This is a genomic window from Corallococcus sp. CA053C (genome assembly GCF_003611675.1).
Classification (GTDB): domain Bacteria; phylum Myxococcota; class Myxococcia; order Myxococcales; family Myxococcaceae; genus Corallococcus.
Genome location: NZ_RAWA01000371.1, coordinates 1 through 9,809, shown reverse-complemented (window position 1 = coordinate 9,809; position 9,809 = coordinate 1). Strand labels below are relative to the sequence as shown.

11 protein-coding genes are annotated in these 9,809 nt (G+C 67.9%); 3 read left to right on the top strand and 8 right to left on the bottom strand.

Features of this window, described 5'->3' with window-relative positions; translation table 11 throughout:
- Window positions 1-100: 100 nt before the first annotated feature.
- The 7 genes from D7V97_RS33885 to D7V97_RS44340 all read right to left on the bottom strand — a co-directional run bounded on the left by D7V97_RS33885 (window position 101) and on the right by D7V97_RS44340 (window position 6,171).
- Window positions 101-820, bottom strand: coding sequence for an HK97 family phage prohead protease (locus D7V97_RS33885; RefSeq protein ID WP_120614756.1), 720 nt, complete (start codon window positions 818-820; stop codon window positions 101-103).
- 28 nt (window positions 821-848) lie between these two features.
- The gene (locus D7V97_RS33880) at window positions 849-2,201 is read right to left on the bottom strand and encodes a phage portal protein (protein ID WP_120614758.1); all 1,353 of its coding nucleotides are present in this window, start codon (window positions 2,199-2,201) and stop codon (window positions 849-851) included.
- A 50-nt stretch (window positions 2,202-2,251) separates the two neighbouring features.
- On the bottom strand, window positions 2,252-3,040 hold the full coding sequence (locus tag D7V97_RS44345; protein WP_147445085.1) for a hypothetical protein: 789 nt from the start codon (window positions 3,038-3,040) through the stop codon (window positions 2,252-2,254).
- 41 nt (window positions 3,041-3,081) lie between these two features.
- Window positions 3,082-4,599: a terminase family protein gene (locus D7V97_RS33875; RefSeq protein WP_120614755.1), complete on the bottom strand. Its 1,518-nt coding sequence runs from the start codon at window positions 4,597-4,599 to the stop codon at window positions 3,082-3,084.
- Window positions 4,589-5,170: a hypothetical protein gene (locus D7V97_RS33870; RefSeq protein WP_120614754.1), complete on the bottom strand. Its 582-nt coding sequence runs from the start codon at window positions 5,168-5,170 to the stop codon at window positions 4,589-4,591. Before D7V97_RS33870 ends, D7V97_RS33875 begins: the two co-directional genes overlap by 11 nt.
- Window positions 5,171-5,188: 18 nt before the next feature.
- Entirely contained in the window at window positions 5,189-5,542 is a 354-nt protein-coding gene (locus D7V97_RS33865) for a hypothetical protein (protein WP_147445084.1), read from the bottom strand.
- A 341-nt stretch (window positions 5,543-5,883) separates the two neighbouring features.
- Window positions 5,884-6,171: a hypothetical protein gene (locus D7V97_RS44340; protein WP_147445083.1), complete on the bottom strand. Its 288-nt coding sequence runs from the start codon at window positions 6,169-6,171 to the stop codon at window positions 5,884-5,886.
- A gap of 1,156 nt (window positions 6,172-7,327) precedes the next feature.
- Here D7V97_RS44340 and D7V97_RS33855 point away from each other — a divergent pair.
- Entirely contained in the window at window positions 7,328-7,564 is a 237-nt protein-coding gene (locus D7V97_RS33855) for a hypothetical protein (RefSeq protein ID WP_120614752.1), read from the top strand.
- Window positions 7,565-7,847: 283 nt separating this feature from the next.
- Entirely contained in the window at window positions 7,848-8,234 is a 387-nt protein-coding gene (locus D7V97_RS33850) for a hypothetical protein (protein WP_120614751.1), read from the top strand.
- Window positions 8,235-8,825: 591 nt separating this feature from the next.
- On the opposite strand, the gene D7V97_RS44335 is transcribed toward D7V97_RS33850, so the two are convergent.
- Complete coding sequence (locus D7V97_RS44335; protein ID WP_147445082.1) at window positions 8,826-9,125, bottom strand: hypothetical protein; 300 nt, start codon at window positions 9,123-9,125, stop codon at window positions 8,826-8,828.
- Window positions 9,126-9,271: 146 nt separating this feature from the next.
- Here D7V97_RS44335 and D7V97_RS33840 point away from each other — a divergent pair, with 146 nt between their 5' ends.
- The gene (locus tag D7V97_RS33840) at window positions 9,272-9,724 is read left to right on the top strand and encodes an NlpC/P60 family protein (protein ID WP_233583396.1); all 453 of its coding nucleotides are present in this window, start codon (window positions 9,272-9,274) and stop codon (window positions 9,722-9,724) included.
- Window positions 9,725-9,809: the final 85 nt, after the last annotated feature.

The window sequence follows — 9,809 nt, the reverse complement described above, 5'->3', positions numbered from 1 at the left end:
GCGGCGGGCGGAGTGGGCTTCGGGTTCGGGGGCATGACGACTCCTGCGGAAGGGTGAGGTGGTGCGTCCTGGAGGAAGAGAAGGGGCGACGGGGGGCGGGCTACTTGCCGCCCTTGGTGACGAGGCTCCGGAAGTACTTCGTCACCGCGTCCTCGCCCTCGGCGGGCGGCTCCTCGGTGGGCTCGCCGTCCGCGCCCTTCGCCGCCTCGTCCGGGGGCGCGAGCTTCGTCACCATCGCCACCAGCTCGGTGACCATCGCCTTCACCTCGGCGATGTCCTTGCCCATCTGCTCGAACGCCTGCTGCACCTCTTCGGGAGTCGCCATGCTCTTCAACCTCTGCGCGGAGCGCTTTGCGGGAATGCCGGTGATGGACACTTCCAGCAGCTCTGCCTCCTGCACGTCCTCTCCGCCCCGGGAGTTGGGGCGGGCGGACAGCGTGAGGTAGCCGATGGAGCACGCGCGGAGGGTGCCGGCCTGCACCTTCTCCGCGCACAACTGGGACAGCTCGCCGACGCCGTCGAAGACGGGGGACATGAGCGGCTCGCCGCCCTCGAACCAGATGCGCGCGCGGCCGACGGGCAGACGGCTCGCGGCCGTCACGTCCTGGTGGCTGTGGTCCCAGAAGAGGGGCACGTCCACCTCGCCCACCGGCAGGCGCAGCGCGCCCGCCGCCATCCGGTCCCCGTCGCGGTCGTACTCCTCCGGTGGATCCACGAGCCGGAAGACGGCGGGGGTGTTGGCCTGCGCGGGGGCCGTGGGCTCGAAGAGCTTCAGCTTGAGGGCGCGCGTGCTGCGTTTGGTGCGCGGGCGTCTGTCCATGCCCCAAGAGAAGGGGCGACGCCTGCCGCTACACGCGCCCCTCTTCACCGCTGCGGTCGCGCGGTGGCGCGGGCGTGGCGTTCGCCGCCGCGCTCGCCACGTTGTTGCCACCGCCAGCACCTGGCAGGGGCAGGGCGCGCTTCCCCGCGAGGGCCGGGTCCGGCTCGTAGCCCGCGAGCTCGCGCATCTCGTTGAAGGTGAAGGCCTCCGTCGGCGGCGTCGTCATGAGACGGAACGTGCGCTCGAACTCCTGGGGGCGCGGGTCGTCGTAGTCGAGGATGGCGTCCCGGTCGACGAGGGGCACCAGGCAGTGCTGGTACCAGGAGCGCCAGAACTCCATGCGAGGCAGGACGGCGAAGTCGGCCAGCGTGTACTTGGCGCTCTCCGCGGTGGAGCGGTTGCTGGCGGAGAGGTCGCCCACCAACTCTGGGGGCACGTTGTAGTTCTGCCGGATGAAGTCGTGGATGCCCTTCTTCAGCTCCTCCGTTTGCAGCTCGCGGAAGTTCACCTGCACCTGGGCGAGGCTGACGCCCGCGGGCGCGAACCACACCTTGCCCGCGCTGCCCGGGCCGGCGAAGGCCTCCTTGTACTTCTTCTCCAGGTCCTCGACGACGTCCTCCATGTCGGCGCCCTGCGTCTTCGAGTCCACGCCGACGATGGCGGCCGGCACCCCGCCGCGCTCGAAGGTGGCCTTCGTCGCGCGGGAGATGGCCTCCGCCGTGTCCAGCTCATCCCCCAGCGCCATGCCGGCGCCGGAGCCCCGGTCCTCGGGGTTCTCCGGGTCGAGGTGCTTGAACCAGAGGACGTCCGCCTCAGGCACCGCGCCGCTGAAGAGGTTGTAGCTGATGAAGAAGTAGGGGCTGCCCGGCGCGGGCGTCATGAGGACGCGGTGCGGAGGCACTACCTCCCAACCCACCACGCGGCCGGTGTCGTCGCGGCGCAGCCAGAGGAAGGCCTCGCCCACCAGGTCCACGTGCACCTGGCCGAGCTTCCGGAAGGCGCGTCCGGGGTAGCGCGGGTGCGGCGCTTCCAGCAGGCGCAGTAGCTCATGGTCCGGCAACTCCACCAGCTCGCCCGATTCGGTGGCCTCCTTCAGCGCCTTGGTGCGCAGCGCCGGGTTGGCGGACTTCAGTCGGTGGTCGAGCGCGCCGAGGACGCCGGGCCGGGCGCGCTTGTAGACGCGCCACCGGGGCGTGGCCACCGCCTCCGCCACGGTGTCCACGACGGTGCGCAGCCAGCCGTTCTCCTTGTACGCACGCAGCACCTCCCGGCTGCCCCGGCGCGGGCTGAAGCTGACGACGGGGAGGGCGTGGACGAGCGGACCCCGAGGGGCGGGTAGCATGCCCAGGGCCTTGAGAGCGCGGCGAAGGAGGTAGGCCATGCTCTGATAGAAGGGGCGACGTGACAGGCATCGGTGCTGGGATGAGACGCTCAGGGAGGGAACGTCGTCGCCCTGGTGGGTGCCCACACCTCGACTTCTTCAATCACTTTCTCTGCAAAACCTACAGCTATGCGACCGTCAGCTGGAGATAGCAGCGTCTGACTGCGTGACTTGCCGGGGTGGACGTAGTTTCTAAAGTCCCTGAGCTGCTGGCCGATATCGCGCGTCCTGTTTGTCAACGCCCTCATTCCATCTGGACCCAAGGCGAGAATGAGAAACGCAAGGGGCCAGTCTTTTAGTGCTGAGTCCTTTCTTGCGGAGTAGGTCTGACGCTGAGCGGGTGGCAGGCTGTTGAGATGATCCCGAAGCCTATCGGCATCGACGTCCGAAATGCCCTCGAGAACGTCGAGCGCAATGGCTTCGACAACGCTCCCGGCGGATATGGCCGCCGTCTTTGCATCCTCGCGCTGAGCTGCGCTGATCGCTCGATTCCAGTCGTCCTCTGCAATTCGCCGAAGCTCCGGATTCTTGATGAATGTGAGTGGTCGCTGTGCGTGCCTTCCTGAAGGTTTCCAGTATTTGCTGGCAAGATTGGCAACTTTCTCCAATGACTTGGAAGCCGCCCCCCGCATTTCAGCGGTCAAGTCCGACCGAAGCTTTTCTGTGGATGATATCCAGTCGACAGCGCCTCCTGGGTCAGTTATCGCGAGGTGCGGTTCGATGCCCGAGATTAACTTGTCAAGTATTGAGACGGCTCTGGCTCCTGAAATCCGCAAGGCGATGGATTCATGATTGAAGAGTTTGTCTAGCGCTTTGAAATCGTCGGCGGTGACGAGCATTTGATGTCCATGTCAGCGAGTGGTTGAGAGCCACTCTATCGCTAGCCTCGCTCGCCGGCCTCTTCAAGAACTGCGTCCTCCGTTCCGCGCTGCCGCCCGGCAGCCCCGGCATTGCGGCGCTTCGGGATGACGTACAGGTAGATGGGCCACGCGAAGGCGTCCGCCCGGTCGTCTCGCGCGTGGCCGCCCTCCTGGCCGGTGAACTTCGCCAGCTGCGCCTCCAGCTTGTCCAGCTTGCCCACCATGTGGACGAGGCCCGCCTTCGCGTAGGAGGAGACGGGGGCGGCGCGCTCCGCCTTCGACTGCATGGCGCGCTCGGTGAGCACCTTCACCTTCTCCACGGTACGGATGGTGCTCTTCACCATGGATCCGCCCGTGTTGCTCTCCGCGAACACCCAGGCGTTCGGCTTCCCGTTGCCGCGCTTCTTCGCCAGGGGCGCCCAGGCGTTGAGGCACTTGATGGCCTCCCGCGCCCAGACCTCCGGCTCCGGCGTGCGCAGCGAGGCGTCCTGCAGCACGTAGACGTGGTCCAGTCCGTCCGTCTCCAGGCGCACGCCCACCACGACGATGCCGTGCATGTCGGCGCCCTTCTTCTCCCCGGTGGCGGGGTCGACGCTCACGATGATGGCGTCGTATTCCTTCGGCGCCTTCTTCGGGTGGATGCGCGAGGCGTTCCAGTCGACGCCCCGGTAGAGCGCCGGGTCGAGGTCGAAGGACAGCTCGCCCATGAACTCGCGCCGGCCTTCGGGCGTGCCCATCATCCGGCGCACGTAGCGCTCGTAGGGCGGGTCCAGGTTGGAGAGGTTCTCCAGCGTGGAGCTGCGCGCCAGCACCAGCCCCTCCCGCTCGCTCAGCATTTCGCGGAAGAGCGTCGTCGGCGCGGGCGTGGTGGTGATGACCATCCGCGCGGGCAGCCCCAGCTTGCGCATCCGCGAGCTCGCGAGGCGGTTGACGTTGCGGCACTCCTTGTAGACGGCGATGGCGTCCCCCCGCCACGCCACCGGCTCGTCCGCCCAGATGAACGTGTACTGGTGCCCGCGGAACTTGTCCGCGTTCTTCGCCGGCAGCCACGTGGCCTGCGCGCCGTTGGGCCACACGAGCCGGCGCCGCGACTTCTCCACCTTCGGGAAGAACCAGGGCGGGGAGATGGTGAGGATGCCGCTCGTCCCCTCCAGCTGGTTCTTCACGATCTCCGAGTAGGTGGGGCCGACGATGAGGATGCGCGCCTCGGGGTCCGCGCGAGCCTCGTCGATGACAGCGGCGGCGCCCGCGTACGTCTTCCCGGTGCCTCGCCCGCCCATGAAGAACCAGGTGCGGTAGTGCGCGGGCGGCCGCTGCACGGGGCGCAGCCAGTACTTGTGCTCGTGGTAGAGGAGCACCAGGTCCTGAGGCGTGAGCGCCAGCGCCTCGCAGTGGCCGGCGGTGACGCCCTTCGCCTCGTAGGTGGCGAGGGCCGCTTGCTGGATGAGGGAGTGGTGGCCGTGGGTGTCCGCCGTGATGACGGGGATACCCTCCAGCAGCGACTCCCCGGCCTTCGCCACGCCCGCGTCAGTCCCCACCGGCGTCCTCCGGGGCGGACTCCGTCGGCGCGTCCTTCGGCGCCTGGGCCTTCAGGTGCTGCGCGATGAAGGTGGCCAGCTTGTCGTCGAGCTTCGCGCGCGCTTCGTCCGGGGTGATGACCTCGAAGAGGGGCCCGTGCCCGTTGCCGGCGGGCGCGGCGGCCTCGCGCGGGACGGTGAAGTCCTTGGGCGCGAGCACGCCCAGAAACCAGCGCGCCCCGCGGCCGTCCATCGTCTTGTCACGGATGGCCTCGTTCACGTCCTTCACGAGGCCCTTCTGGAACTCGGCCTGCGCGCGCTCCACCTCCACGACGAACTCGGTGTAGCGGCTGCGCTTGCCCGCCTCGATGGCCTCGCGCCCACGGCGCAGCCAGTTCTGGAGGCGGGCCTCGGTGGTGCCGGCGAGAGCCGCGGCCATGCGCTTCGTGGAGCCCTGGCGCAGCTCCGCCACGATGGCCGTCTGGAGCTTGTAGGTGAGGGTGCTGGCGGGCCCGGAGTACTTCGGCGCGCGCTTCCCCCCGGCCGGCTTGCCGGGAGGGCGCTTCGGGTCATAGCCGCGCGGAGGGGACACCCCCTCCAGAAGGGCCGGCTACTCGTGACAGGCGATGATGCGCGCCTGCGCCACGAGCTTCGCGAGGCCGGCGGCCACCGTGTCGATGGGCGCAAGGTCCGTCAGCGCTCCCTGCCTGTCCGCACCGCGAAGCTCCTGGAGCGCGCCAGTCGCCGCGGTGATGAGCGCCGCGAGGTCGGCGGGTGTGACGAGCCCCTGTTCCACCTTGCCGAGCGCGGCCGACGCCTTCTCCGCCTCCTCGGTTACGGCGCGGACACCTGCCAGGGCCTGAGCGGTGTCGCTGCTGAGCGTGACGTGGTACCGGCCCACTTCGCGGGAGCAGGTGGCCGTGTTGGGCTGCTCGGAGGCGTCCTGCGCGTTCGGGTTGGTCATGCCCGGCCAGAAGGGGCGCCGCTGGGCCGCCACCGCACGCAGCGGGCGGGACGCCCACGCCCACGAGCGAAGTGACAGGACGCGCCTACGGGCCGCCAGGAACGCGCAGGGCCCCAAAAAACGGGGGGTCGTCTGTCAGTTCCCCTCGGAAAAACCGCGAAGAATCCGTCGCGCAGGATTGCAGCGCGCCGAGCAATCCCGAATTTCGGCCGGTTTGGGGGTCCCCCACCCCCGGGGGCATGTAGGACACGCCCTCTTTCCGCTACGGGCGGAATGCGCACCGCGTCGCACACGCTCACTGGCACGCGCGTTGCCCTCGCGCCGTCCGGCAAGCATCCGCCCTACACGTTCACGTCTGCCCGCCACTCCGAGCGAGCGCACACCGCTTCTCGAACACGGGAGCGCAGGGTGTCCCCGGGCAGGACCTCCAGGAGCCGCGCCACGAGCCGCGCCTTGCTGGCGGAGCGCAGGCCTCGCACCGCGCCCGCCTCCTCCACCAGTGCCAACAGCTCCGCTCGCCACAGCAGCGTGAGCGTGACGGCAGGGCTCACGGTGGGGTTGTCCTTCGCCGGCCGCACCTCCTCCAGCGTGACGCCGCCTGGGCCGGAGCGCGCGAGCAGCATCCCCACCAGCTCGGCACCAGGTCCTGCCCGCGCTCCAGGTGGCGTGCACCCGCGACGAGGGTGCACCGGTCGAGGACGGCGCTGTAGCAGTGGCCTGGGCCGGCAGGCGGCGCCGGGTGTCCGCGTCCGCCTTCACCTCGTACCCGTGGATCCGCGCCGGGCTTAGCGCGGCCAAGTCCACGCGCACCAGCCCGTACTCGAGCCCCAGTTCCGGCAGCACCCGCGCCTCCGGGTACGTGGCCTGGACGAGGCAGAGCAGCGGCGGGCGGACGTCGGCATCGTGCATCCCCTGGGAAAGGGGTGCCCGCTGGCCCAACCGTCGAACTGCGCGTTTTCGATGTTTGACGTCGGGCCTGTGCACACACGCCACCTGCCGCACGGGGCGCGGCGCGACCGCAGAACCAAGGCAGGAATCCTTGCTTCGGACAGGGTCGGAACGGATCCGACCCTTCGCACACCGGACTTCAGAGCAAGCCTCTGGTCAGGGGTTTTTAGTACATGCAGTCCCAAAGGGGGGCCGTCCCCCCATCGCAGTAGCACCAGGCGTGACCACCAGTAATCGGGCGCGTGCACTGACGTGGGTTCTGTCCAGCAGGTGGGCAGTCGGTACCATCCAACTCGTCGCATTCGAGCAACACCGAGGAGGTGACGTCGGGCGCCGCGTCGGCGTCTGCGTGAGGTGCTGCCTGGTTTGCCATGCCATCCACGGGCGCGGACTCCACCGCGCCACCGCAGCCAACGAGAAGCCCAACCACAACCACTGCAAGAAGTCCTCGCATGCGTCCTCCTGGGTGTGAGGCCTTATGAGGCGAGCACCGCCCCCGGATAGGCAAGAGCCCTTCGTTTCCGCGAGCTTGACGGTGGGGACCGGCGGGGCCACTTCCGCCGGTTAGGCCGACGGTAATCGCGGGGGGCCCATTCGATGTGACCCGTCCGCGCGAGGCAGGGCGTCCAGTGTGGGAATTCTCACAGTGCGTGGAGAGTCTCATCGGATGGGACCCTTCCACCCGCACGTGTCCTGCCCGCCGTCCACCTGCCCCGGGATGCGCGAGCGATGCGCCCGGCATGTGGACCGCACCGCGACGCACTCCGAGCGCATGGCCGCGCTGTGCGTCGCCTGCCAGGGTGAGGTGACGCGGCTCGCCGCCCCTTCTGTCCGGGCATGACCACCGACTCGACGACGACCGCGCGGCGCTTCCCGCTGATCGTGGACGCCCGCGACATCAGTGCCGGGCTGCCCCGGTCCATCCCGTGGTCCCTCGCGGAGCGGGCCTACATCGACTACTCCCGGCGCTACGGCACGGACCAGACGCTGGAGCGGCTCGCCGAGCGCGGCGGCTTCGGGCCCACGGAACTGGACGTGCACGTGCCTGGGTGGCGCAAGGAACTGGGGCTGTGACGTCCTGCACCTGCCCCCGAGCGCGCGAGGACCTGCCGTGCCCGGTGCCAGGGTGCCTGGCCGGCGTGGAACTCCCGCGCGGCTACCACCAGGACGTGAGCGGCATGCGCTGGCGCCGCGACGTCGTCCCGGGGCCGCCGGGCGAGGTGTCCCAGTGGGCCTGGGTGCCGTGGGCGCCAGCCGCACCCCGTGGTCCACGCGCGCTCGGCTGAGAGGGTGACTTCACAGATTTCGAAATCCGTTAAGTCGTGCTCCGGGTGAGGGGCGCCCCTTCTGTCCCGGCATGCCCCCCGTCAGCACCGAGTCCGCCGTCCTCATCCTGGCCGTGAGCCAGCTCCTCGTCCCCCTCCTCAACGGCCTGCTGTCGCGCCGGCAGCAGCGGCAGGAGGCCGCCGTAGACCAGGTGCCCCTGCTGGTGCAGTCGCTGACCGCGGTGGCCCAGGACGTGCGCGACATCAAGGCGGAGCTGCGCGTGGTGGGCGAGCACGGCACGAAGCTCCAGACGCAGGACCTGCGCCTGCGGGCCTTGGAGGACTGGATGGGCGCCGCGCGGCCGCAGCTGCACCAAGTGGTGAACCACGTCACGCTGCTGATGGGGGAGCGCACCTCGCGGCAGCTCCAGCACGCCGCGAACGTGGTGGCCAAGGACTTGGGCCCTGGCCACCCGTAGGCTGCATCCCTCACGGAGGTTGATGTGAAGGGGATGCTCCATTGGGCCGTGCAGGATACGCGGGCCACGTTCTATTGACTGCATACATACCCCTGTTGAGGGGCAGGGGCGTTGTCAATTGATGCGATTGCTTCAGGGCTGGTTGCGTCCAAATGCACATGCGTCGGGCCTTGGTTTCGATGATTTGCGACTACTATACCGGTGTTCCGTCAAGCATTCGTTCAAGTCGGGTTTTGCACTTTTGAAAAGATGCTCGGCCCTCCTCTTTTGCTGCCTGAATATGCTTGGCGATGGCGAAAGCTCCCGCCGCAATAGAGGTTGCGGTTAGTATGAGTAGGCAAAATAGAGCTGGCTTGCTTGCCTTTAGTGGGTCGTCAGGCAATGCGATGTATACGCCGATGGCTCCTGTTAGTGACGAGGAGAGAATGCCAATTATGAGGTCTCGTTGCGATCGGTGATGGCCAGCTCCACTGCCCTCCAGGAGAATGTCTAGATCTTGGCGCGTAATTGAACATGCTTTAATGGATTCGGGGGTTGCCGGCAGAATTGCTTGGGATCCAATGTGGAATGTGCGTTCCCTGAACTCGATTGTCATTTCGTGACCCCGAGTATCTTCAGGTTGTGCATGCTTATCCAGCCGCATTCCAGGCATGTCAGGCTTAGAACGGGAACATTCATGGTGGTCGCCGCCGGGAAAAAGGTCTCGGTTGCGCTGGTGGCTACGATCTTCATGGCGAAGATGTTCCAGTTGTTTTTACCGCATGACTTGCATTCGGTTGATACGCCTTTCTTGGTGAGTTCCGCGATCGCCAGTCGGGCGAGTTCGGTGTCTTGCTTGGAGAAATCTTCTGTTGTTATTTTTGTGTCGCGGGGGTGATCACGTCTAGTCATGGGTGCTCTTTTGTTGGTGATTGCTGAATTGCATATGGGTGAGTGTCTCGCAGAACCGGCTGAGTGACCAAGTCTAGGGACCCTATTCCTTAGTTTACTGGAGCGCCCCTTCTCCGGTGAACACCCGCAGTCGCCGGAGACCCGCCGTGCCCATCACCTCGCAGTGCGCCGCCTTCCTCTCGCTCGTCCTCGCGCAGATGCACTCGCCCTACCGCTGGGGGGCGAAGGGCCAGCGTGCGGCGGCGGACGGACCTCGCCTCTTTGACTGCTCAGGGCTGGTGACGTGGTGTCTGCACCAAGTGGGCGGGCCGGACTGGCGCGGGACGCACAACACCGACCGCCTGTGGGACCAGTGCCGCCCGGTGGCGAGCGCGGCGGACCTCCAGCCCGGGGACCTGGTGCTGTACGGCAAGGCGGGCGACCCGGACCACGTCATGGTGCACGTGGGCGCGGGCGTGGTGGTGGGCGCCTCCGGGGGCGGTAGCCGCACGCTCACCCTGGAGGACGCGGTGCGCGCGGACGCGAAGGTGAAGGCCTTCTCGCGCCCGGAGTACCGGCCCGGCATCCTCGGCTTCCGGCGCCCGCCCTTCATCTCCTGACGCGGCCGGCGCCCCTTCCTCCTGGTGCAGCTCACCCGTCGCACCAGGAGCAACACCGCATGACGACCGCCACCCCGTACACCCC

What these genes read in the sequence shown, in the direction of transcription:
- D7V97_RS33885 (WP_120614756.1), bottom strand. Translation starts at nt 820, where the DNA reads ATGGACAGACGCCCGCGCACCAAACGCAGCACGCGCGCCCTCAAGCTG.
- D7V97_RS33880 (WP_120614758.1), bottom strand. Translation starts at nt 2,201, where the DNA reads ATGGCCTACCTCCTTCGCCGCGCTCTCAAGGCCCTGGGCATGCTACCC.
- D7V97_RS44345 (WP_147445085.1), bottom strand. Translation starts at nt 3,040, where the DNA reads ATGCTCGTCACCGCCGACGATTTCAAAGCGCTAGACAAACTCTTCAAT.
- D7V97_RS33865 (WP_147445084.1), bottom strand. Translation starts at nt 5,542, where the DNA reads ATGACCAACCCGAACGCGCAGGACGCCTCCGAGCAGCCCAACACGGCC.
- D7V97_RS33855 (WP_120614752.1), top strand. Translation starts at nt 7,328, where the DNA reads ATGACCACCGACTCGACGACGACCGCGCGGCGCTTCCCGCTGATCGTG.
- D7V97_RS33850 (WP_120614751.1), top strand. Translation starts at nt 7,848, where the DNA reads ATGCCCCCCGTCAGCACCGAGTCCGCCGTCCTCATCCTGGCCGTGAGC.
- D7V97_RS44335 (WP_147445082.1), bottom strand. Translation starts at nt 9,125, where the DNA reads ATGACTAGACGTGATCACCCCCGCGACACAAAAATAACAACAGAAGAT.